The organism is Candidatus Hodarchaeum mangrovi (assembly GCF_975850365.1).
In genome coordinates, this window is sequence record NZ_CDLCQJ010000010.1 from 1 (window position 1) to 25,225 (window position 25,225).

A 25,225-nucleotide genomic window follows, 5' to 3' on the forward strand; every position below is an offset into this window, starting at 1 on the left:
ATCATGGAAGCTTTTTTTCGTAAAGTATTTTTGTTTTTCACGAACATTGTGACCAACAGATTGGCAATATTGATTTTTCCGTAGTTGTTTTAAAGTTCTCGAAACAGTCGATTGAGAAATATTTGGTACCAATCCATTTTTTATAAGACATTCAACAATTTGATCTTGGGTTAAACCGTGATTCTCCTCTGTTGCTTTTAAAATTAATAAGGAAAATATTCTACCAAAGTTCTTGGATCTTTCACGAAGGGTGAATAAGTCTCCATACAGTTCAATAAACTTTTTTTCATATTTAGAGAGTTTTATGGCCCCTGTCATTCATACTCAAATCCTCTGCCTAATAATGAAGGAAATTTTTTAGTAAGAGCTTATTCTTCGTAATTAGAAGCAATTACCCTCAGAGTAAGCTTTTTATATATATTTTGCGTTGCAATGGAATGCATAGCTTTGCAATATTGACTCAAACAATGCAATGCTTAAAGATGAATAACAATTTCTACTAAATAGAGGAAGAAATTGAGATGAATAGTAACATAAAGTTAAAAATAAAAGGACTGACGAAGTATTATGGCTCAGTTCGTGGTATAGAAAATCTAGATCTTGAAATTAAAAAAGGAGAAATCTTTGGTTTTCTTGGTCCCAATGGAGCTGGTAAAACAACAACAATTAGATGTGTAATGAATATTCTTCTTCCCACTGCTGGGGAGATCTTTATAGATGGAAACCTTGTTTCAAGAGCTAATCCTGATCTACGTAAAACTATAGGTTACATTCCTGAAGGTATTAATCTTCCGGAGAATTATTCCGCCAAAGACTTCTTGGATTATATTGAAAGTATGCGAGGAGTATCAAGTCCACGTCGTCACGAACTAATCGATCGGTTTTCACTTCCTGTAGATCGAAAAATTAAGGAATTATCACGTGGTAATAAACAAAAAGTTGCTGTAATCGCTGGTTTAATGCACGACCCAGACCTCTTAATGTTGGATGAACCAACATCTGGTCTAGATCCTCTACTACAACAGGAAGTATATAATCTCCTTACTGATGCTAAAGATCGTGGAAAGACAATTTTCTTTAGTAGTCATAATCTAGATGAGGTCCAACGTATTTGTGATCGTGTTGGTATTGTTCGTGAAGGGCATTTAATAGACGTTCATGACATTGAAACTCTAAATCGTGAAGTCTCACGTGTGTTGGAAGTTAGCTTACGGAAACCTGATTCGACTCAAATTAATGCTTTAGGCGATAGCCTTTTAGAATTCAAGGATAATAAAGTTAAAATTTTAGTGAAACAATCAGAATCAATTCAGTCTTATCTTAATGTACTTCTTCCTATGGATCCAGAGGAACTCTCCTTTCCACCTGCAAGCTTAGAGGCTTATTTCTTACAATTTTATAAAGCTTAGGAGGCATCAATATGAATCAAACACCTAATTGGATTCATAGATTATATCTACATTTTTATCGTTATAAGACGGTTCTTTTTATTATTGCTTTCATGTTATCTCTTGCTGTCATATTTTATGGTTCATTTTACCCTGGTGAAGAAACATTAATGTCTTATGTTTCTTATCTTAGCTTTCTAGGAACAATAACTTTGGAAAATCCAGGATATCATTTTTGGATAACACTATCTGTGAGTGTGGCTTTAACAATATTCTTGCCACTCTTAGCTATTTACCTTGGGGTAAATATTCTCCCCTTTAGTGAAAGAGATGGCAAAGAATATCTATTTAGTACTTCGAAATCTATGACAAAATTTCTCTTGGAGAGCTCATTTCTTGTTGTCATACTTATGATACTCGTATCTATACCCTCGTATCTCCTGGCAACTATATTTCTTATCATTAATGAATCTTTAGAAACTATTTCTAATATAACCATAGGTTTTGGGTTAAATTTGGCCATGTCCTTGATTGTTTTATTTCTAACCGCCTTTGGATCATCCTTAACCTTTTCAAAAAATGGTGGGTATAAACTTGGAGGTGGATATTTTGTTTTTTCTTTCTTAATTGACCAAACACGACAAATAGAGGAATTAAAGCTCTTGAGAGATCTAAGTATCTATTCTCAGGCAGAAGCTTCTTCTCATAGTTTCCTTGGCACTTGGAACGTAGAGTTTTTGCTTCTTACTTTGATCTTAGTTACAATTCTACTCATCTTGACAATTCTTGTGTTGCGATCTAAAGATATTTTAGAAGGAGGGCCTCAAACCAAAAAGAAGGAAAAGGCCATTAAATCTTCTAAATTTTTGGACAAGTTATCTTTTATTAGAAAACCTTTAGATGTAATGATCTCTAAAATGGGTTGGAAATTTCCTGCATTTCGTGATCAGTTACATTCCTCAGCTGGTGTTTTTACAATCTTTTTCTTTTTTATAGCTTTTATTTCAGCTTATATTGTTTTGGTATTTTTTCAAGGAGGTGAAGCAGGAGCACCTGTAGTTTTGGCTAATCTAGATCAACCAATGATCAATGCAGGAATGTTCAATTATAGATATGATCCCACAATGGACGCATTAGCTTATTTTATAGCTATTGAAGTATTAGGATTTGGTTGGATGAGTTTTGGACCGTTTCTATTGTATGCTGTTTATGATCTTTCAACCCGTGATTATCGAAATAATTATTCAGAATCTACTTGGATCCTTCCTAAAACAGGAGCAAATATTATCTTCGGTCGGACATTGGCAGGGATTTTTTACATTATTTTATTATTTGGTGGTAGTCTCCTTGCAATATTAGCTACAGAACTTATTCTAGGAGTATATACTGATTTAGGACAGACATTACTAGGATTTCTTGCAGCAACTTGGGCTTACTGTGTTATTTTCGTATTTTTCGTTGCTTTAACCTTTTTCTTGCATCAAAAACGTGCTCTTAAAACAATTACGCTTGGATTCTTCTTTGCTATCCTTATTATAATTTTGGGATTTATGGGAAACATTGAACCAATAATCTACTTATCACCTTTTGGATACTTCGATCATCTTGGAGTTTTTCTAGGGAAAATAACTTTCATTGATTTTTTACCCGCTGCTTTGATTGGTACTGCATTAATCCTATTCTTATATAGTTACACCTTGAAAAAAGGAATATCTAAGCAAGATTTCTTAGCTTAATTCCTTTTTTTTTATTACCCTAAGGTTGAATAGCAATGAGATCTAGTGAAATTTTCTTAATAATCATCGTAATAATGTTATTATTGGTTTCTTGGAGGAAGAGATTATTAGAATTATTCTTATTATTGAGGGATACGAATTAGAATTTTAATTCTTATTGACTCAAATTATGATATTTAGAATCATTTCTAACAATTTTTAAATCCTTATTTAGCTCTAATTTACTTAAAAAAATCCTTTAAGAAGGAAAAAATAAATTATACTGATCTTCAGCTTATCGTGGATCTATTCTCTTAATTCCATCTTTATCCAAAATCAAACAAACTCGATGCATACTGGTATCAACAGTAGTATGATTTATTTTCGAAAATTTTACAATAAAATTGAGATGATAAACTTTAGCTGCTTTAACTGTCTCAACTAACTGATTCTGAAAATTATACCATTCGAAATATCTATATGGGTTTTCTATCTTACTCAAGAAACCTGAAATGTCGAAACGGATAATATCACTGACATCTAGAACCCTAGCGTGTTCTGAAGTAATTACTTTAGGGTAAATTTGAATATCCTTAGTATATTTGATTATGACTTCTGGTTTTCCTTCTTGTTCAATCTTTGTTAAATGATCGATATTTCGTAGATTACTGATTTCACCAGGCAGCTTATTTATAAAGGCAAATTTTTCTGTAGTTTTTCCGACTTTGTTACCTTCCTCATCTTTGATAGTTGATTTAAAATCAGGTTTTCCTCTGAATCCTGATCTATCTCCTAATATTAATCTTAACCATTCTTTTAAACGATCCTTTAGAATGTAGGCAAATACAATTACTACAATGAAAGGAAGAGTATATTCTTCAAAAAATGTTTGAGAAAGAAATGTAAGAATTACGGTCAATAACATTGCAATACCTGCTGCAGAAGCATAGCCAACTTCCTTGAGAAGTTTACCTTGAATTTCAGGACGAGCTGTAAGATATAATACATTAGAAACATACTTTTTTAAAATTGAATATCTATATGGAAAAGATTCATTTTCTTCTCCCTTGATTAGAATTGAAGAAAAGCCACACCTTAATCGAAATTTGTGCTCATCTTCAATGAGGGTGCGAATTTTCTTTTCAATTTCCTCTAATTCTAAGGTACTTAATAAAGTAATAATCTTGAAGAGCTTTGTTAATTCTCTTTGAATACTGATACTTATGTATTCTAAAACAAATTCAAATGTTTCTTCTACTTCTTTTGGAGTAAGAGAGGAATGAAAATCTACCCTTCTTTGTCGAAATTGTTGATTAAAATGTTGTATCGAATTTATAAAAGCATTCACCTGGTTTCGTGCATCAGAAAAATTTTGATCTGTAATTGGATAATGGGAGAGGAGATCTTTAATTCGCTCGACAGATCTCTCAAGAACTGATACAACAATCACTGCTAACATTTTTAATTCATGAATTATTCCCTCTTCTATATTTGCACCAACATCGCCCCCAAATTTTTTATTTAACAAATCAAGGGCTCTATTAAGAGGGGATTTTTGGTTCTTAGGATTTAAAATCTCATTCAATGAAATTTGGATTGGATTAAACCGAATATAAACTTGTAAATCCTCATAAAATCGTTTTTTTGGATAATTTTCTTTAATTATTCTAAAACTAATAGGTAGAAAGAAATAAGCTTCAAGATGATAGTTAGATTGATCAACTTCTGGAGCAGCTTTATAATCAAGTGTTAATTCAAATTGATTTTGATTATGTATGGTTATTTCTCCATAGTCTCCTAGTTTTAATTTCTGATCTTTATCTAGGTCTATCAATAGTTCTCCAAGCTTTGTTTTTCTGGTAAGATATCTAAAACTCTTATCTATAATAAATATATACTATATATATTATATATATTTTTTACATTTTTCTATAGAATTTTAATACACAAAACTTCTATTTAATCAAGTTTTGAATTATCAATATTTTAAATGCTTTTATACGATTATTAACATCAAACCAATATCTCAATTAATAGGATGAATAGCAGTGATTTAGTTTAATTGAAAATAATTATTCTTTGAAGAAACCAAAATAATTGATAGTAGATGGGAATCTTGAACGAAGATTTACTTTTTCGTTATTAGGAGGTCAATTATAATCCATCGTAAAGGAAAAATAGTTATAGCAAAATTCCTATAATCCTCTTATTCAAATAACTGATAACCCTAATATATCACTCCTTGAGGTCCCAATCCATGGAATATGGTGCGTTATGTGAATACCATCCTTTGAAAAAGGTTTTGATGTTTCATCCTGGCCCTGAGGTGAAACAGATCACTATCGAAAGTTTTAAAGAGCTATCTTTCCGAGATGTGGTTTATTGGCGACGATTCCAGCAAGAACATGAATTTTTTTGTAATATTCTTGATAATGAAAAAATTGAAATTGTTTACTTAAACCAAATTTTATCAAATCAAAGAAATTTTAATCCTAATAGTGTATTTGTACGCGATGCTGGATTGATTACACCACATGGATATGTAGAGATGCGTATGGCACATCGTGTGAGAAGCTTCGAGCCAATTCTGATGAAAAAAGCTTTTGAGCATCTTGAAATACCTAAACTTCATTCCACTATAATGCCAGGTTTGTTAGAGGGTGGAGATCTTGTATTTCCTGATAATAATACAGCGCTCATTGGTTATGGTCCACGAACAAATGAGGAGGGAGCTATACAAGTTATGAAATCCCTACTAGGATTGGTGGTAAAAACAGTTGTTCTTATTCCTTTACCTTCATGGCGAGTTCATCTTGATGGAGGGTTAATGTTTTTAGATAAAGATCTAATATTATATCATCCCCCCTCGGTTACGACCTTTCCTGTCCGTGTATTTAGGGAAAATGAATCAATAGAAATTCTTCCCCTGATGGATTTCTTTATGGGAAATTATGAACTTGAAAAAATCCCTATTACTGATCATGAACTGTATTTATTCGGAGCAAATGTTGTGTGTCTTGATAAAAAGAAATGTGTGATTTATGAATGGAATGAAAGAATAATTAAACAGCTTAATGAATATAATGTTGATGCTATTCCTATTCAGGGAAGTGAATTACATCGTGGAGGAGGAGGGCCTCATTGTATGACACTCCCTATTTTAAGACAGACATAAAAATATAGTTTAATTGTGGGATAAACATGAAATCTAAGATAATTGTATGCCTAACATTCGACTTTGATGCTGAAAGTGTCCAAATCAGACAACGTGAAGAGCTTGGAAGAGTTTCAAAAGGCCAATTTGCCATTAATCGTGGTATCCCCCGGATTCTCACTCTTTTAAAAAAGCATGAAATTAAGGCAACCTTTTTTACATGTGGTTGGGTTGCAGATGAATACCCTGAGTCTGTGAAAAATATCTTAGAAGATGATCATGAATTAGCAGCTCATGGGTATCTACATGAACATTTAAATGAACTATCGCTAGTAGAGGAAAAAATCATAATTAAAATGATGATGGAATCTTTAAATAAATTTACTACCGAGATTAAAGGATTTAGAGCTCCTTATTGGCAGCTGTCTCATAATACCCTTAAGCTAATTTCTGAGGCAGGATTATTATATGATAGTAGTCTTTTCTCGGATGACCGACCTTTCATTCTGCAATCGTTGAATCTTGTGGAATTCCCTGTTGAATGGTTTCTTGATGACTGGGTAATATTTGAAATTCATCAACATTCCCCAAATACTGCTTATGAGATATGGCAATCCCAGTTTGAAGCATTTATCAATGAAGATGATGTTCCCTCTAATCGTAGAATTTTCACACTAACTTGTCATCCTGCAGCTATAGGACATTCTTACCGATTAAAGATATTAGAAAGACTCATCGAGTATATGAAGACTAAAGAAGTTATTTTTCTAAAAATGAAAGACGCAACAGATTATATACTCAACAAAAGACCATTATAATTTGATGATAAAAATTTTTTACATAATTATTTACTTTGAATATGCTCAGGATCTGACTTTAATTGGAAATTTTTGAATATTTTGGGATATGGATAATTACTGCTACTTTAGGAGTAACTTTAGCTGCTCCATTAGGCCCAATTAATCTTGAAATGATTAAACATGCTCTTAACACTTCTGTTTCTCGGAAATTTGCGTGGATGTCTGCAGTGCTAATTGGTATAGGAGCTATGACAGGAGATTTTTTAGTTGCATTAACAGCGTTGACGATAGGTGGAGAAGTCTTATCATCCTTTTTTAGTAATCCTATTTTAAAATTAGCACTTTTTACTATTAATTTGGGAGTTTTAAGCTATCTAGGATTCTCTACCCTATTAAAACCATCAATAAATCCGAATGAATCTATAAAAATTCGATCCGACGGAAATTTAAATCACAAAACGAAAAATTACAAATTTTTTCTATACAAATATATCACTGGTCTATCCATTGTTGTAACTTCTCCTTGGACTTATCTTTGGTGGACATCTGCAGGGACTATAATACTTTTCAGCAAGTTAAATTTTCCAGATCTATTTTCTCGTTTAATTATTGTATTGATGTTTCTTTCAGGAATATTTCTTTGGGTTTTAGTACTTAATACGACTTTAGCTGTAATCGGTAAAACTCCTAACCGTAAATTCATTTTGGTTGTAACAAAAGGTTCAGCTTTCATTCTACTTATTTTTGCATTTGTAATTTTGATTAATATGTTTGAAGTATTAATTATTATCCTAAAACTGTAAATGATTCAGAAATTATCTTTCGAAAATATTTTGAACAAGATAAAATCTCTTTAAATGAATATATTTAGATTTATTTTTTTTTGATGATGTGAATTTAATGACATTACAGGAAAAAGAAGGTGTAGAATTAATTGATTTACCTGAAGAATGGGGAGGCGTTATTCCCCTTCAGGTTTTTATCGATGAAGCCAAAAATTTAGTCTCTGAAGGCGAAAAATTTGGAATTAACTTCCGATTACTTGGAGGATTAGCAATTCGCCTGCATGTTCAACCTCATGGGTTAGAAGATCTGTATAAAAGTCTCAAAAGGTTAGGAGACAAAGTTGAAATCACAGATATTGATGGAGCGATTTCATACAAACATATGAAGAAAGCTGATAAGTTTATGGAAGCAAAAAGTTATATTAAACGAAAACCAACTTTAAGCACGGCTGCAAGCCAACGTAGAATTTACGTACATCCGAAAAATTGGTGGTTTATTGATTGTTTCTATGGAAAAATTAAATTCAATCACGATATAGATCTTGACGATAAACGATTAAAATTAGATTCACCTACTCTCCCCTTATCAGAATTACTTCTCGGAAAAGCTCAAATAGTGAATATGAATTATAAAGATGTTGTAGATACAATAATGTTGCTGTTACCACATAAAATAGGGTATTCTGATCAGCCTGAAACGATTAATATAGAATATATAGGAAAAAAATACCTCAAAGATGGAACGTATGCTTGGGGATTTTATCATACAGTTTGCACTAATCTGATTAACATTAAAAACAATCTAACAGAATTTAAAGAGCTCGATGATACTCAGAGGACCTCAATATCGGCAAAAATAGATGAAATGCTAACTTATTTTGATAAACTCCCAAAAAATCGTAGTTGGAAAGCAAGAGCTAAGATTGGTACTAAGACAAAATGGTATCGTCCTGTTGAAACCACCCAAACTGTAGGTGAATTTCGGATTTTCAGTGGAAAACAACTTCTAGAAAAACCTTGATAGTGAAAAAGAATATATTATAAACATATACAAGATTTACTCTTTTTCAATGATTTATTTTATTATACTTATCATAAATGAGGGAATTAAACTGGTTCCCATGATAAGATAGTTACTCCATCCTCATTTTGGATCCTACCATTCTTAGCTAATCCACTTTTGACAAAATCTTTTAATAAATGAATTGCAGGTTGGTTTCCCATCATTAATTCAGTTACAAATGTCTTAACACCCCTCTCTTTTGATTTCTTTGAAAGATATTTGAGGAAGAACCTCGCTAAACCTTGGTTTCGATAATCATCACGTACTAGAAGAGAAATTTCAGCAGTTGAATGGTCGAAAAGAATGAAAAAGTGTCCTATTCCAATAATTTGTTCAGTTGATTCTGGACCAAGAAATGCTGCAATTCCATAATCTGTGTTGAAGTTGATGTTTGCTTCTTTCTGAGCTAGTGAGTGAGGCAATGCTCGTATTGCACTAAAATAACGGTAAAATCTAGCTTCCTTGGATAATGAGTAAAAAAATCTTCGAAGTTTATCCTCATCACTTGGTAGAATAGGTCGAACACGAACATTAGTTCCATTTTTCATTGTGAAAATTTCTTGATGCTCCCATGGATATAGAAGGTAAAAGAACCTTCCTTTAGAAGGATCATTATATATCTGATCTTGATAACAGTAACCTAACTCTTTTGCTTTTAAAAATAATTCTTTTCTAAACTTCGGATGAGCTAGTTCAATCATAGTAAGCACTCTTTCACGAAGTGAAGCTCCATGAAGATAAGCTATACCATATTCTGTTACTACGTACTCAATATCAGCTCTAGTAATCGCAACCCCTGCTCCTGGGGTCAAGTTTGACACAATTCGTGAATAATTGCCATCACTTGACGTAGAAGGAAGTGCAATTATAGTTTTACCACCAACAGAACGTTGTGCTCCTCGATGAAGGTCTACTGCTCCTCCAATACCACTATATAGATAATGACCTAAACTATCTGCAGCAACTTGTCCTGTTAAATCGATTTCTAAAGCTGAATTGATCGTGACCATCTTATAATTTTTTGCTACAATATCAGGATCCAAAACATAGTCTGAAGGATAAAACTGGAAATTCGGATTATCATTAATTGCATCATATAATCGTTTAGTGCCAAGACAGAAAGTAGTAACAGTTTTTCCTTTATGAATGGTTTTACAAGCGTTTGTAATGGCACCACATTCAATTAGATCAAGAATGGAATCAGTTATCAATTCAGAATGTATTCCTAAATCCTTCTTACTACAAAGATGTTTTGTTATTTCGTGTGCAACGTTACCTACTCCTATATGAAGTGTTGATCCATCTTCAACTAATCTTGTCACATTTATAGCAAGTTTTTCGATAATTGGCAAACGTTCCGGACTCATGACAGGTAGGGTCCATTCAGTTAAAGGACTAACATTTTTTACCATATAATCTATATTTGAAATATGGATAAAACTGTTCCCATGAGTAACAGGCATTTCTGGGTTTATTTCTGCTATAACCAACTTAGCATTTTCAATAGCAGCTTTGGTGAGATCAACACTTATTCCTAAGCTTACATATCCTGATTCATCTGGAAGAGAGGTTTGAACAAGTGCAACATCAATCGGAATGACCTTCTTCCGAAAAAGATCAGGGACTTTTCTTGAGGATATAGGAGTATAATCTGCTCTACCTTCTTTGACAGCTTTACGAATATTATCAGTGATGAATATACTATTATAACGAAATCTTTTCACAAATTGTTGCTTTACATAAGGAGCTGGACCATAAGAATTCACATGATATATTTCATTGTCCTCTGTTTGTGTTTCCATATTAGAAAGATGAAGAAGTAGAAGACGAGGCTCTGCACATCCAGTTCCAATAAATATACGATCACCAGGTTTAATGTGTGAAAGAGCTGCGGTTGGAGAAGTGTAGATTCCTTCATCTGATTCTATTGGTTGATACAGGGATTTCCACCTTTTATGACCAATTATTATTTTATCATTTATTTTTAATTTTTTGTGTTGGTGATCGTAATTTTCAGCTAAAGATAGAATGGTTTTGATATCTATGGATAGCTTCGATCATTATTTGATACCCTTCTGTTTTTGTCATTTGAATATGTATTCAAACTATTTAAGAACATCCAGAAGATACAAATTTGATACTTCAAAGTACTGATTTCAGCGCGTTAGATTTTTTAAGGGTATTTTCAAAGTTTGCAGGAAAATAAATAAAACTATTGCGCTGATTTCATAAGGATATAAGGTTATTAAAATGACAGTCACTAGCTTTAAACCCGAAGTTGTTGAAAAAGAACTAAAAAATCGGATCAATGGGGATGTTTCAGCGAGTGATATTTCTCGTTATTTCTATAGTACTGATGCAAGTATTTATAGAATTACCCCAACTTGTGTAGTGTATCCCAAGGACAAAAACGATGTAAAAGAAGTAATAAAATATGCCAATGAGAACAAAATCCCGATTCATGCACGAGGGGCAGGATCAGGATTAGGTGGTGCTAGTTTAGGGCCAGGAATTATACTCGCTTTTCGTCGCTATATGAATAGAGTCATTGAGATCAATGAGGAACAATCGTATACTCGTGTTCAACCTGGTGTAATATGCGGAAATCTCAATAAAGAACTTGCTAAAATCGGAAAGATAGTATATGTTGATAATTCTTCCGAAAATTATGCTTCAATTGGAGGGATGATTGGAACAAACTCATCTGGAGCACATGCAATAAAATATGGTTATATGGGAGATTTTGTACAGGAATTAACAGTTATTTTATCTAATGGAGAAGAAATTACAACACATCCGATAGAAATCGGCTCAGAAGAATATAATAATATTATTTCTTCAGACAGTTTGGAAGCTCAACTTTATAAATCTGTAATGGAAATTGTTGATAACCCAGAAACACAAGCTCTTATTTCAGATAAATGGCCCAAAATTAAAATGAATGTAAGTGGTTATAATATTAAAGAAGTTATAAATGAGAACAAAATTGACCTATCTAAACTTTTTTTGGGCTCTGAAGGGACACTTGGGATTGTCATCGAAGCAAAAATCAAATTCATACCTAAACCTAAGAATATGACACTTATAGTAATGGATTTTGATTCATTAGCAAAATCAGGAAGAGCTGTAGATCTAATAGTTAAACAAATTGGCCCCTCAGCAATTGAAGTACTTGGAAAGAGTGTTCTCGAAATTGGAGTTCAGATGAATCCCTCTCTAAAAAGTATAATCCCTGAAGGGGTTGATAATGTATTATATATAGAATTTGATGATGATGATGAAAATATTCGTAAAGAAAAGGTCAAGAAAGTAAAAGAATTAATTATTGATCAAGAAAAATTGACTCAAGAAATGCGAGCATCCTCTGATCCAACAGAGCAAGCTACTCTTTGGAAAGTAAGAAAAGAAGCTGTCCCTTTACTTCAGAAAGTTCAAGAACCTCGTCGTATTATGGCATTTGTAGAAGACCAAACAGTACCTGTTGAATATTTAGGACATTATATGACAAAGTTAAGAGAAGAAGTTTTCCCTAAATATGGGTTAAGAGCAGCTATATATGGTCACGCCGCAAAAGGTCTCATTCATACACGTCCTTTTGTTAATACGAAAGATCCAAACGATCTCGAGCTAATTAAAAAAGTAGCTGATGAAGTAAATTCCTATGTAATAAGTATTGGTGGATCGATTTCTGGTGAGCATAATGATGGATTAGATCGAGTAAATTATATTAAAGAACTATATGGAGCTGAAATTTACCAGAAATTTAAAGATTTAAAATACTCTTTTGATCCTCTTAACTTATTGAATCCTGATAATAAAATTACTGACAAAAAAGATCTTCTTATTAAGAACCTCCGTTTTGGCGGTGAATATTCTACAATTGATATGAAACCTAATTTAGTTTGGGATGCTAATTGGGGCTTTACTGATGTAATTGAATCTTGCCATGGATGTGGTCAATGTACTGTAGAATTTCTTCCCCAGCGTGATTGTCCTATTTACCGAGTAAAAAAAGATACTAATGGTGAATTTTCTTCTCCAAGAGCACGTGCAAATCTGATGCGAGGTATAATTTCAGGTCAATTAGACCGAAATATCCTTTTCACCAAAGATGCTCAACAAATCTTAGAAGACTGCGCAGGCTGTATGATGTGTCTGGTAGATTGTCCTTCTGGAGTAAACATACCAAAAATTATGTTTGATGCTAAGATCATGCACTATGAGAAATCAAAACTACCATTCATAGGAAAAATCCCACGTGGGCATTATTTCTCAGGAAATTATGAACTAGTTGCTCGGATGGGAAGTTTTTTCTCCCCCTTATCAAATATTGGGCTTTGGGGTCCAAATAAATACTTAATGGAGCTATTTGGTGGTGTTCATCATAATGCGAATTTTCCAAAATTTACCAGAAATACTTTTCAAAAATGGTTCAAGAATTATAGGAAAGAAAATCCTCCACCAGAAAATCCGACGAAGAAAGTCGCCTTATTTCACGGTTGTTTTGCTAATTATACCGAAAATAGGGATATAGCCATTGCTGAGGTTCAGGTTCTTGAGAAAAATAATATTGAAGTAGTTGTTCCAGAAAAGCAATACTGTTGTGGTATTCCCCTCCTTTCTAATGGACTTGGTCATGTAGCTAAGCAAAAAGGAGAGAAAAATGCTAAAGTTTTTGCAGAATATGTGAAAAATGGGTATGATGTTGTGACACAATGTAGCTCCTGTTTTGCTACACTCAAAGATGAATTACACGAGACCCTTGTTGGGAATGATGATTCTAAACTAGTCCATGACAATGTGCACTTCTTTTCTGATTATATTGTTAATTTAAAGAAAGAAGGTGTGTTAAATACAGATTTCGATGGAACATCAGAAAAGAAACTTCGATTTGGGTATCATGAACCTTGTCATCTTCTTAGTACAGGGCATAAAGGAGCTTCTGTTAATCTATTGAAAGATGTCCCAGGTATTGATTTGGTTCCGCTTAAGACCGAATGTTGTGGACAACTAGGATCATGGGGTTTTAAAACTAAAAACTACAAATATGGCCAACAGATAGCTGAACGATCATTATACCCAGAAGCTAAAAGAAAGGATATTGATGTTCTAGTTACAGATTGCCCAACATGTAAATTACAACTTTTAAATGTAGAAAAAGAGATCTATCATCCCACTCAAGTTCTTCGTGATGCTTATGGTTTAGGAAGACAATAAACCACGAAAATCCCTCTCTCTCTTTTTTATTTTTAAAAGATTGATTCACTTATTAGGTGTTTTTATTAGAAAAAAGAGATTAAAATCTGCTTTTTAGAGCAATTCTTTAACCATTCTGGGAATATCCCAAGGAGCATCTGCAATTTTTACTCCAACTGCAGATAAAGCATCTATTTTACCCTGTGCTGTACCGACATTACCCGAAATTATCGCCCCAGCATGTCCCATACGTTTTCCCTCTGGTGCACTTTTACCTGCAATGTATGCAACAATTGGTTTATCCACAGATACCTCTTTTATATAAGTAGCTACTTTTTCTTCATCATCTCCTCCGATTTCACCGATTAACACGATTACATTTGTACCTTTATCTTTTACATAATAATCAAATGCTTCTTCTAAAGTCGTTCCTCTAATTGGATCTCCTCCAATTCCAATATAGGCTGAGACACCAATATCAGCATTTCCTAACGATTTGGCTATCTCATAAGATAGTGTACCGCTTTTTGCGATAGTAGCCACACTCCCAAAATGACACATATCACTGGGCATAATTCCCAATTTTATTTTATCAGGAATTAACATTCCAGGAGTATTCGGCCCAATAAGATGTAATCTCCTTTTATGTGCTGTCTCAACAAGACGTAACATATCGTGTACAGGAACTCCTTCAGTTATCACACATGTCATATTAACTCCCGCATCAAGACTTTCCATAACAGCACTATAAGTGAATTTTGCAGGAACAAATATTATACTTGTATCTACTCCTCGTTCTTTAACTGCTTCGGAAACAGAGTTAAATACTGGAATCTCTAAAACATCTTGACCCCCTTTCCCTGGTGTCACTCCAGCTACGATGTTTGTACCATATTCAAGCATCAATTGTGTATGAAATTTACCTTGATTTCCCGTAATTCCTTGAACACATACTCTACTGTTTTCACTTATGTACATCTTAGCCAACAACTCCTTTAAGTTTCTCTACTGCATCCATCATATCTTGATAAGCATTAATACCCGCATTTTTCAATATAGCAACACCTTCAACCTCTCTAGTCCCAGTTAATCTAATTACCATTGGTGGAGCTTCTGGGAATTCTTTCAATGTATGCAAGATCGCTTCAGCTACTACATCACAACGAGTAATGCCTCCATATATGTTAATTAATACAGCTTTTGGATTCATTGAAAAGATTAGCTTTAATGCTTCGTATACTCGTTCTTTACTTGCACCTCCTCCTACATCCAAGAAATTCATACCTGCTAAACCATGTTGAGCCAGCACATCAAGTAATGCCATGGTTAGACCAGCACCATTTGCTAGAATCCCAATCTCACCATTTAATTCTACAAATGAAAAACCAACTCTTTGAGCTGTTTTTTCTAAATCTGTTAACTTGCGATCTTGAAGTTCTTTCACGATTTGTTGTCTAAAAGCTGCATTGTCATCAAGCATCATCTTTCCATCGACAGCAATCAATCCTTCAGGGGTGAGAACTAAAGGATTGATCTCAGCCAACTGGGCTTCTTTGTCCTTCGTTATTTGCCAAAGCTTAAGAAAAAGATCTTTAGCTGAATCTATAAGGTTTTCTTGCAGTCCTAATCGTTTAGCTACCCTTCTTGCAGTGTCTTCAGTCAACCCTTCTAGTAAAGAAATGGGTTGTTTAATGATAGCTTCTGGTCTAGTTGCTGCTACTTCTTCTATATCAATTCCTCCTTCAGCGCTTGCGATGAGTATAAAACGCCTCCCAGAAGTATCTAGTGCAATGGAGCAATAATATTCGTGTTTAATATCAGCTAATCCTTCTACTAGTATAGCTTCAACTCCATAATTTCCTACTTTTCTTCTAAAGAACTCTTCACACAAAGAAAGTGCTTCTTCTCTTGTTTGTGCTATTTTAATAAGACCTGCTTTTTTTCGACTGCCAATTGCTATTTGTGATTTTATTATAGCAGGAAAATCAAATTGATCAACTTTTTCTTTAATGTTATCACCTTTAATTATTACAAGGCGTTTAGCAAGGGGAATTCCATATTCACTGAATATTTCCTTTGCTTCATACTCAAGAAGACGTATCTTATTAACCTCCAAACTGTACAATATTGTATAATAATGATTTAATCAGTGTATATCAAAAAATAAAGGGAGTGGTTCCTTTTAGAATTGAATACCTAAAAACTCACCAATTTTGCTCAAATTTGCTTTAGCTTCATCAGTTACGATCTGAAAAAGACTATCTCCGTTTGTATCTATTCCAACTATTAAAGGACCAAAATTCTCTACTTCGAGCACCCAAAGACATTCTGGAGTACCTAGGTCGAGCCAGTGAACTTCTTTGACTCGCTTTATTCCTCTTGCTGCTACAACTGCAGCACCACCAACAAAAGCAGTATATATTGCCTTATACTCTTTCATTGCCTTTGCTGTTCTTTGTCCCATGCCTCCTTTTCCTATGACTACATTTACGTTAAAAGTTTTAATAAATTCGTCTTCAAAAAGATCCATACGTGTAGAAGTGGTAGGCCCAGCCGCGACAATTTCCCATTGTCCATTTACTTTCTGAACTACAGGCCCACAATGATAAACAGCAAGACCTTCAAAATTGATAGGCATTTTTTCGCCTTTTCTAGCTAATTCTAATGCACGTTCATGAGCTTCATCCCGTGCTGTAAATACTACTCCTGAAATATAAATAACGTCTCCAATCTTTAGCTTTTGCACATCTTCTTTCGAAATTGGGGTATTAAAATGGTATTCTGCCATGATTAAGCCTCCTTATGTGTCAAAAATTCTACTCTATTATCTGGATAGATACGTGCAGTTGCTCGTCTAGCTGCCCAACATTGAATTGCTACAGCAGCTGGAAGTGATGCTGGATGTCTATGTGCATATTCGACTTTTACATCCAATGCTGTTGATACATCTCCGCCTAATCCCATAGAACCAAATCCAGTCATGTTAATAGCTTTTAATAAATCTTCTTCAAGCTTGGCAACCTCTGGATCGGAATGTCTTTGACCAATTGGTCTCATTAGTTGTTTTTTTCCTAACTTTAAAGCGATATCAGCTCCACCACCAATACCTACACCTACAACAACGGGAGGACATGGTTGACCGCCAGCTTTAAGAATTGTTTCAATTACGAACTTCTTAACGCCTTTAATTCCCTCTCCCGGTTTAAGCATTGCTAAAGCACACATGTTTTCAGATCCCCCGCCTTTTGGGAAGGCTGTTATTTCTAAATAATTAACACCAGGAATGAAATCATAATTCACATACGGAATATATTTCCCAGTGTTATCTCCAGAATTTCCTCCAACAATTGGATTGACCGCATTTGGCCTTAAAGGAACTTCTTTTGTAGCACGAGCTGATGCTTTCCGAAGTGCTTCCTCAATTCCGACCACTTTAGGAAAATTTTCTCCAATATTGACATAGTAAATGTGAATTCCAGTATCTTGACACATGGGGGTACTAGTATTTTCTGCAATACCAAAATTTTCTACAATTGTTTTTAAAGCAGCTTTACTCGGAGGACGAGTCTCTTGTTCATACATCTTCTTTAATGCTTCAGACACATCATTTGGTAGCTGTGTGGCGGCAAATTTGAGTAATTTGACTGCTGTATCTTCAATAATTTTATTATCAAATGGTTCTGACATTTTTCTACTTCCTATTTCTTGATCACCAAAATTTCAATACTTGTTTTGCAGATTGGCGTTTCAGGGTTTGAATGGCTTCAGTTGGATTCAATTCCTTTGGACATGCTTCAACACAATTGAATGCAGTATGACATCTGAAAACACCATCTTCTGCTGTAACTCTTTTAATACGTGCTTTATGGTCTTCATCTCGTGTATCATTTGCAAAACGGAAAGCTTTTAGTAAAGCTCCTGGCCCTAAATAGTTTTTATCAGTCCAAACAGATACACAGGAGGAATGACATGCACCACATAAAATACATTTCGTGGCTTCTTCAATGATTAGAAAATCAGTTGGATTCTGTAGTATTTCAGTTTCAGGATCTTTTGAATGATCTCTTTTTAAGTAGGGTTCAATGGCTAGAAGTTTCTCATAGAATTGTGACATATCTACAACAAGATCTTTGATTACGGGGAAGAATGGTAAAGGTTCAAGTTTAATTTCTTTCTTATTTAACTTAAGTACTAATGTTTCACATGCCAACATATATTTATTATTTACTAGCATGGCACACGATCCACAAATTCCACCACGACAGTTATATCGCATTGCAATAGAGCCATCGTGTTTGGCAATGATTTCTTGAACGGCTATTAGTACTGTTGTACCTTCATGACAATCTAATTCAAACGTATCCCAATATGGTTCAATATCAACGACTGGATTAAAACGCTTAATTTTGAATGTTATTCTTTTTGTTTCTTTTTTGATTTCGCTCATAATATCACCTCAGTATTTCCGTTCCTTTGGTTCCCACTTTGTTATTTGGACATCAGTATAGCTTAATTTTGCTTCACCATTGATGTAACTAACTAAAGTATGCTTCAAAAAGGTGTCATCGTCTCTTTTAGGATGATCTAATCTCCAATGACTTCCACGACATTCTTTTCTTTCTAATGCTCCCATACAAATTGCCTCAGACTCATCAAGCATTCCTTTCAACGCTAAAACCCATTCTAATTCTCGATTATATTGTCTTACCTTAGATTTAAGATATACTCCTTCGTTGAACTTCCTTTTTAATTCTCTAATTTTTTCGAGAGCTTCCCTAAGGGATTTTTCTTCTCGATAAACAAAGACCTTCAATTTCATTTCTGTTCTCATTTCTTCCATGATTTGAAATGGATCATTCTTCCCTTGACCAGAATACCAATAATCGATTTCTTCTTGTTGCTTTATATATTCATCAAAAATGACATACTTGGCATCAGGGGAAGATTTGGTTTCTTTAGCATATTTTGCAGCCTCAATTCCTGCAACTTTACCAAAAACGGCACATTCCAAAAGTGAGTTTCCACCAAGGCGATTTGCACCGTGCACAGACACACTGGTACACTCTCCACAGGCATAAAATCCCTTGACTTCCGGACTTGCACAATTTGCATCCACATGGATACCTCCCATAAGATAATGGAAGCCAGGTTGAACAGGAATAGGATCCTTTATCATATCTTGTCCTGTAAATCTTAATGCAAGTTCACGAATTTGAGGAACTCGTTCTAATATTTGGGATTCTGGAAGATGCGTTAAATCAAGATGGACATATCCATTATCCTTCGGACCAAATCCTCTTCCTTCTAAAACTTCTTGATAAATTGATCGAGAGACAATATCCCGTGGAGCAAGTTCCATCTGTCCAGGAGCATATTTTTCCATAAAGCGCTCACCTTTATTATTTCTAAGATATCCTCCCTCACCTCTAGCTGCTTCGGAAATCAACACATTATTTCCATAAAGTGTGGTTGGATGAAATTGGATAAATTCCATGTCTTTCATTGAAATTCCTGCCCAGTAAGCCACAGCTATTCCAAAACCTGTACAATTTAGTGCATTAGAAGTTGCTCCATATATCTGTCCTGCTCCCCCAACAGCAAAAATCACTGCATCACAATGCCACATTTCAAGCTCACCAGTTAGAAAATTCAAGATAATTATTCCATGAACTTTCTTATCCTTTACAGCAACTCGTACAACCAAACGATCTTCATATACTGGAACACCTAACATTGCTGATCTTTCCCAAGCTACATGTAGTACACTATGTCCTGTACGATCAGCAGCAAAGCATGTTCTGGGATATCCTGCTCCACCAAATGGTCTTTGACCAATTTTCCCATCTTCAAATCTTGAAAAAGGACATCCCCAATGTTCTAATTCGTAAATAGTTTCTTTGGCTAATCCAATCATTTTTTCTACTGCTGGTTGATCAGCTAGATAATCTGAACCTTTCACAGTATCAAATGCATGTCTTTCAACAGAATCATCTTTGGAATCAGGATGATTCCCTAAAGGAGCATTAATGCCTCCTTGTGCTGCAACAGAGTGGCTTCTGACAGGCATACAAATAGAAATAACTGCCACATCGGCCCCATTTTCTTTTGCCGCGATTGCTGCTCGCATTCCCGCGAGACCAGATCCAACTACAATTACTGAATGTTTACGAATCATTTTATTTATCACTCTCCAGCTAACACTATTTCGGGCATATTAAGTATCAATAAAACAGCTAAGATCCATGAAATTACCCCAAGGGTAAATAATATCCAAAAAACTGTTTTTTGTTTTCGAACACCAATCCCAAGGTCAAAAAGAACTACCCTTATTCCATTGTAACCATGATAAACAAGCCCTGCAAGTAAGCCTGCATCAATAAAGAAGGCAAAGGATAAGGCATGTTCAATCATTGGTGGGAATCCTTGTCCCTTTACAAAGGAGGAACTCATTGCTGCTGTGATTGTATTATAAAGGATCCCTGGCTCTGGAAATCCTAAAAATTCGTCTAATAACATAGTAGAAATGATTCCAAGATGAATTACAACATATAAAACTAAACATAACCCTGTTATTCGCTGAAATAACCAAGCATACATACCTATCCCTCTAGAAAAAGGTTTAAACCAGTTTAAGAAATTGCTCGCTTTACTGCCTGTTTTCACTTGGGATTGATTAACTATAATTTTACTCTCAGACATCATTTATCACCCAAAAGAAATAACTGTTGAATTTAGAATAAATGCATAAATTATCACTAATACCCCGATAAGGAGTAGAAGAATCGCTAGAATCTTTCTGAAGGTATGACCTGTTGCTACATCAAGCATTACCATTCGAAATCCATTTAAAGCATGAATCATAAGGAAAATGACAAATAATATCGAAATCCAGAAGTATAAGGGATTCTGCATTTTCCATTGAACGGCTTCAAAAGAGGCAATTCCTTTTTGTAACTCAGGAACAGCATCTGTATTCATTAATGCAGTTAAATAGTGATTTACAATCATATGAAAAAAGACAAGCAGGAAAACAAAAAATCCTGAAATTCGTTGTAAAACCCACCATAATGCACTTGAACTTTGATGTTTTGGTAAAAATTGTCTAATCTTACTTTCTTGAGACGAACTTAATTTCATGAGTTATCTCACTTCACTAATTTGTGTTACTAGAGACCGTTTGTAATAAAAATAAAACTCTTTACAGCCATTATGTGACTTGTAAGCTAAACCTATACTATATTTTATATATATAGTGGCACTTAAACAATCGATTGTAGCTACTTTGTAAACATAGTTTAAAATCTGTCAATAGATCCTTGCAAAAAGATATGAAAAGCCAAGAAATTAATAAGAATAACAACCGAAAAAAGATAAAGTAATGATTAGAATAATTGTTAAAAAAAATAATATCTTTATAGCTTTTACTGCATATACTGCAATATTCTAGCTACAGAGAATAAAAATTTCATTAAGAAGGTGAAGAAAAGAGAGTGGGCAAAGAAAAATCATACTAGGGAGAAAAGAAAAGTGGATGTAAAAATATGGTAGAAGCTACCGATTTTTTACATCAATGTAATTACCAGCATCAGGAAGCACATAAACTAGTGGGTCTCGGTTTTTTTCAATTCGGTAGTTATTGATCCAAGTTCTTACGCTTTCCTGAATTGTTCCTGAGTGAGGAACATATTTAATGCGAAAAGTATTTTCTAATAGATCTTTATCCATTTCAGTAATCATGTGACAAGTGCAGCGTTTTAAAATTCGGAGAAGATCAATAACTTTCTGATTACCAATTTTGAAATTATCAATACTACATTTAGTATTGATTGTATGCTTCAATCCTTCATCTAGACTCATATCTTTAATTTCTTCCATTGTATCTTGATAATTCTGTGAACCAACGCCCAATGGGCAATGAGCAAATAATAAGACATCTCCACCTTCCTTTACAGCATTCCAACCCGCATGAAAACCTTTCCCTCCTTGATATAAATTGATAGATAGAGCTCCTGTTGATACAATTACTAAATCGGCTGGTTTATCTACTTTCACGATTCGGAGAGGTTTCAATTCTTCAAGAACGAGTTCATGTAGAGAGTTAATATCACCAGCATTGAGAATTACAATATTGTCTTCATTATCCATTACTGCATCGATACAAAATACAGGGACCATTTTTTTAGTCATTTTAGCCATTTCAATCATATCTTGAATGACTGGATTGCCTTTTGTATTTCCAAGACGACATTCGGGTTTAAAACCATGAATAGGATCAAACATCTGAGGATGATTTCTAGCAATAGTTTCTTTTCCAGCGCATCCTGGAAAAAAGGACTTTACTGTGCCTGCCACTCCAGCAAAATAGTGATACTCACTATCAGTTAGTGCAATGATTAGTCCTGATTCTAATGCGTCAATATTCACCCAGATAGGAGTGCCATATGATGAAGTTCCGAGATTCTTGCAATTTTCTGCCTGTTTGTGGATTAAGACATTATTTTTCCATTCCCGATAGATTTCTGGCCCAAGGATTTTAATTTCTAAAAGCTCTACTGAAGGAGGACTATGCGATCCACTTGCTACCATTATCCTCACATCGTCTTTTTTTACTCCGTAATCAAAAAGTTTCTCTAATAACATAGGAAGAAGGATTTTAGTATGTTTATTCGGTCTTGTGGCATCATCCACTAGGATCATAATACGTGATCTAGAACGATTTTGGACCAAATCCTTTAACGGTTTACTATCGATTGGTTTTTTTAATATCGTATTAAAACGAGCTTGAACATCAGTAAAAGAAGGAGTTATTCCTTCTGCTTCAAGTACCCGAACATTCATATCTGCTGGGATAAAATCTGTGATCACTTCATCCCCATATAATAATTTAATATCTTTGTATGACATATCGGTCACCAAACTTTACTCATTAAATCATAAGCTCTTTTTTAATAATGTTTTTCTACATATACTCAATTAACTTTGTCGTAAAAATATGGTATGGTTCACGAAAACGACTGATATTGTTATAGTTGTTGGTATAAAATTTTAAATTTGGCTATTGAAACATGTATTCTGATCCATTACAAGGTGGTTAAAGTTTAATGAGTAAGCAAAATAGAGTAGAATTTTATAGAGAACAAATTGAACTAGAAAATCATATTCATAAGAAGGCTGAATCAACTATAAAAGATATCGGAAATATTCTTATCAATGAATTAATTATGGGGATTGCCCTTGACTCGAAAAAACATGCAACGTTATTGAATGCATTGGTTAGCCTACATACAAAAACAACTCCCTCTATAGCTGAGAAATATGGTTCTGATATCAAAGATAGTATATCAGAGCATATTGAGCTAGAACGAAAAGCTATTGATACATATAATAAACTTCTTGAAACAATTGATGATGAATCAGAGAAGATAATTATTAGAGCAATACTTAATGATGAAATCAATCATCATAGTCTACTAAAAACAATTCAGAAAATGATTATAGAGAATCTAACTCTTTCTGAGAAGGATTTTTGGGATTTAGTAAACGAAGATCAATATAGCTATATCCCTTATTCTGATTAATATTGCGTTACAATTGATAAAAAATTATCTCTATTTGTCATAATGATGCATTACTAGATTCTAGTAATTTTTTTACCTTTTCTCTCAAATTTAGATCCTTTATTAACGCCAAATAGCTATTTAATAATGATCTTTTGTCAGATCTTTTGAGGGAAAGTATTTAAGCTCAGGGTGCAAAAGAAAATAAATTTACTCTTAACATGCATTTTTCACAATAATATTTCTTCTAATTGAATAAGAGAGGAAATAACATGGCACAAAAATCAATATATGAATATTCAGCAAAAAAATTGTTAATGTCGGAGTTACCAAGGTATTTCCCGAACTATAATTATCATGGAAAACTTGCGGTAATAACACCTGAAACAGATTGGAATAAATTAGTTTCAGAAAATCCGTGGCTTAAAACTGAAAAATTAGCTGCAAAACCTGATCAATTATTCGGAAAGCGCGGAAAAGCTAAATTATTACTGTTAAATGCCAATTTTGATGAATTGAAATCATTTTGTTCTGATAGATTAAATAAAGAAGTTGAAATTGGTGGTATTAAAGGAACCCTTAATAGATTCCTTGTTGAACCGTTCATTCCTCATGAGAAGGAATTTTATCTTTCAATTACTTCTGATAATGAGAATGATATAATCCATTTCTCTTTTGAAGGAGGTATCTTTGTTGAAGAAAATTGGGATAAAGTTATTCATATTCCTGTCGCTATTGGAACAGATATAGCTTCTTTTGATTTAGCAGGCAAACTACCTGATCTTGGAAATCTTAGTGATGTGCTTGTTCCATTTGTTAAAGGAGTTTTACAAGTTTATGTGAATCAAGATTTCGCATTCTTGGAAATCAATCCATTTGCAGTAACACAAGATAAGAAAATTGTACCACTTGATCTTAAAGCACGATTAGATGATACTGCAGCCTTCCTGCATACTGAAACTTGGGGAAATCCTGTTAATCCAATAGAATTCCCAAGAGCTTTCGGTCAAGTCTTATCCAAAGAAGAAGAATTTATTATTCATTTGGATGGACAGACTGGTGCATCTTTGAAACTTACAATCCTTAATAGGGATGCTCCCATTTGGACAATGGTAGCCGGAGGAGGATCTAGTGTTATTTATACAGATACAATTGCAGATATGGGATTTGCGCATAAATTAGCAAATTATGGCGAATATTCTGGAAATCCAAATCGTGAACATACTGAACTATATGCCCAAACATTGATTGATTTAATTACTGAAAAACCAGATCCACAAGGAAAACCAAAAATCCTCATTATTGGAGGTGGAATAGCAAATTTTACGGATGTTAAAGCCACCTTCACAGGAATAGTCAGTGCATTAAGAAAATCAGCGGAGAAATTAAAGAAAGCAAATGTTAAAATCTTTGTTAGACGAGGTGGACCAAATGAAGTAGAGGGTCTTAAGCTAATGAAGGATTTAGGACAAGAGATAGGAGTCCCAATAGAGGTGTATGACAGATATACTCATATGACACGTGTGGTTCCATTAGCCTTAAAGGAGATTGAGTAGAGGTAGATAGA

Annotated in this window: 21 protein-coding genes; 9 read left to right on the forward strand and 12 right to left on the reverse strand. The window is 34.0% G+C overall.

Going from position 1 to position 25,225, the window contains the following annotated elements:
- The coding region (locus ACWVCY_RS01485) for a hypothetical protein (RefSeq protein WP_455139767.1) at positions 1-318 on the reverse strand (318 nt) is incomplete at its 3' end.
- Positions 319-521: 203 nt separating this feature from the next.
- On the opposite strand from ACWVCY_RS01485, the gene ACWVCY_RS01490 reads away from it, so the two are divergent.
- The gene (locus ACWVCY_RS01490; RefSeq protein WP_455139769.1) at positions 522-1,409 is read left to right on the forward strand and encodes an ABC transporter ATP-binding protein; all 888 of its coding nucleotides are present in this window, start codon (positions 522-524) and stop codon (positions 1,407-1,409) included.
- An 11-nt stretch (positions 1,410-1,420) separates the two neighbouring features.
- Complete coding sequence (locus ACWVCY_RS01495; protein ID WP_455139771.1) at positions 1,421-3,124, forward strand: hypothetical protein; 1,704 nt, start codon at positions 1,421-1,423, stop codon at positions 3,122-3,124.
- A gap of 274 nt (positions 3,125-3,398) precedes the next feature.
- On the opposite strand, the gene ACWVCY_RS01500 is transcribed toward ACWVCY_RS01495, so the two are convergent.
- Entirely contained in the window at positions 3,399-4,937 is a 1,539-nt protein-coding gene (locus tag ACWVCY_RS01500) for a hypothetical protein (protein ID WP_455139773.1), read from the reverse strand.
- Positions 4,938-5,360: 423 nt separating this feature from the next.
- Here ACWVCY_RS01500 and ACWVCY_RS01505 point away from each other — a divergent pair, with 423 nt between their 5' ends.
- The 4 genes from ACWVCY_RS01505 to ACWVCY_RS01520 all read left to right on the forward strand — a co-directional run bounded on the left by ACWVCY_RS01505 (position 5,361) and on the right by ACWVCY_RS01520 (position 8,863).
- The gene (locus ACWVCY_RS01505; protein ID WP_455139775.1) at positions 5,361-6,278 is read left to right on the forward strand and encodes a dimethylarginine dimethylaminohydrolase family protein; all 918 of its coding nucleotides are present in this window, start codon (positions 5,361-5,363) and stop codon (positions 6,276-6,278) included.
- Between the two features lie 26 nt (positions 6,279-6,304).
- Entirely contained in the window at positions 6,305-7,075 is a 771-nt protein-coding gene (locus ACWVCY_RS01510; protein ID WP_455139777.1) for a polysaccharide deacetylase family protein, read from the forward strand.
- Positions 7,076-7,137: 62 nt separating this feature from the next.
- Positions 7,138-7,860: a LysE family transporter gene (locus tag ACWVCY_RS01515; RefSeq protein WP_455139779.1), complete on the forward strand. Its 723-nt coding sequence runs from the start codon at positions 7,138-7,140 to the stop codon at positions 7,858-7,860.
- A 97-nt stretch (positions 7,861-7,957) separates the two neighbouring features.
- The gene (locus ACWVCY_RS01520) at positions 7,958-8,863 is read left to right on the forward strand and encodes a hypothetical protein (protein ID WP_455139781.1); all 906 of its coding nucleotides are present in this window, start codon (positions 7,958-7,960) and stop codon (positions 8,861-8,863) included.
- Between the two features lie 86 nt (positions 8,864-8,949).
- On the opposite strand, the gene ACWVCY_RS01525 is transcribed toward ACWVCY_RS01520, so the two are convergent.
- Complete coding sequence (locus ACWVCY_RS01525; protein ID WP_455139825.1) at positions 8,950-10,950, reverse strand: GNAT family N-acetyltransferase; 2,001 nt, start codon at positions 10,948-10,950, stop codon at positions 8,950-8,952.
- A 205-nt stretch (positions 10,951-11,155) separates the two neighbouring features.
- On the opposite strand from ACWVCY_RS01525, the gene ACWVCY_RS01530 reads away from it, so the two are divergent.
- Positions 11,156-14,122, forward strand: coding sequence for an anaerobic glycerol-3-phosphate dehydrogenase subunit C (locus ACWVCY_RS01530; RefSeq protein WP_455139783.1), 2,967 nt, complete (start codon positions 11,156-11,158; stop codon positions 14,120-14,122).
- 93 nt (positions 14,123-14,215) lie between these two features.
- Here the strand turns inward: ACWVCY_RS01530 and sucD are convergent, their stop codons facing one another.
- The 9 genes from sucD to larA form a co-directional block, all read right to left on the reverse strand.
- Complete coding sequence (gene sucD, locus ACWVCY_RS01535) at positions 14,216-15,079, reverse strand: succinate--CoA ligase subunit alpha (RefSeq protein ID WP_455139785.1); 864 nt, start codon at positions 15,077-15,079, stop codon at positions 14,216-14,218.
- 1 nt (position 15,080) lies between these two features.
- Positions 15,081-16,217 carry an ADP-forming succinate--CoA ligase subunit beta gene (sucC, locus tag ACWVCY_RS01540; protein ID WP_455139787.1) on the reverse strand — a complete coding sequence of 379 codons (1,137 nt, stop codon included), beginning with the start codon at positions 16,215-16,217 and terminating at the stop codon, positions 15,081-15,083.
- Between the two features lie 66 nt (positions 16,218-16,283).
- Positions 16,284-16,889 (reverse strand): FumA C-terminus/TtdB family hydratase beta subunit, encoded by a 606-nt coding sequence (locus tag ACWVCY_RS01545; protein ID WP_455139789.1) that lies wholly within the window; start codon positions 16,887-16,889, stop codon positions 16,284-16,286.
- Between the two features lie 2 nt (positions 16,890-16,891).
- Entirely contained in the window at positions 16,892-17,788 is an 897-nt protein-coding gene (locus ACWVCY_RS01550; protein WP_455139791.1) for a fumarate hydratase, read from the reverse strand.
- Between the two features lie 22 nt (positions 17,789-17,810).
- Positions 17,811-18,548: a succinate dehydrogenase/fumarate reductase iron-sulfur subunit gene (locus ACWVCY_RS01555; RefSeq protein WP_455139793.1), complete on the reverse strand. Its 738-nt coding sequence runs from the start codon at positions 18,546-18,548 to the stop codon at positions 17,811-17,813.
- Positions 18,549-18,557: 9 nt separating this feature from the next.
- Entirely contained in the window at positions 18,558-20,276 is a 1,719-nt protein-coding gene (locus ACWVCY_RS01560) for an FAD-binding protein (protein ID WP_455139795.1), read from the reverse strand.
- An 8-nt stretch (positions 20,277-20,284) separates the two neighbouring features.
- The gene (locus ACWVCY_RS01565) at positions 20,285-20,800 is read right to left on the reverse strand and encodes a hypothetical protein (protein WP_455139797.1); all 516 of its coding nucleotides are present in this window, start codon (positions 20,798-20,800) and stop codon (positions 20,285-20,287) included.
- Positions 20,801-20,806: 6 nt separating this feature from the next.
- Positions 20,807-21,238, reverse strand: a complete 432-nt coding sequence (locus ACWVCY_RS01570) for a hypothetical protein (RefSeq protein ID WP_455139799.1) — start codon at positions 21,236-21,238, stop codon at positions 20,807-20,809.
- Between the two features lie 414 nt (positions 21,239-21,652).
- Positions 21,653-23,005 (reverse strand): nickel-dependent lactate racemase, encoded by a 1,353-nt coding sequence (gene larA / locus ACWVCY_RS01575; protein ID WP_455139801.1) that lies wholly within the window; start codon positions 23,003-23,005, stop codon positions 21,653-21,655.
- Between the two features lie 197 nt (positions 23,006-23,202).
- On the opposite strand from larA, the gene ACWVCY_RS01580 reads away from it, so the two are divergent.
- The gene (locus ACWVCY_RS01580; protein WP_455139803.1) at positions 23,203-23,679 is read left to right on the forward strand and encodes a ferritin-like domain-containing protein; all 477 of its coding nucleotides are present in this window, start codon (positions 23,203-23,205) and stop codon (positions 23,677-23,679) included.
- A 251-nt stretch (positions 23,680-23,930) separates the two neighbouring features.
- The gene (locus tag ACWVCY_RS01585) at positions 23,931-25,214 is read left to right on the forward strand and encodes an ATP citrate lyase citrate-binding domain-containing protein (RefSeq protein WP_455139805.1); all 1,284 of its coding nucleotides are present in this window, start codon (positions 23,931-23,933) and stop codon (positions 25,212-25,214) included.
- The last annotated feature ends 11 nt before the right edge of the window (positions 25,215-25,225 follow it).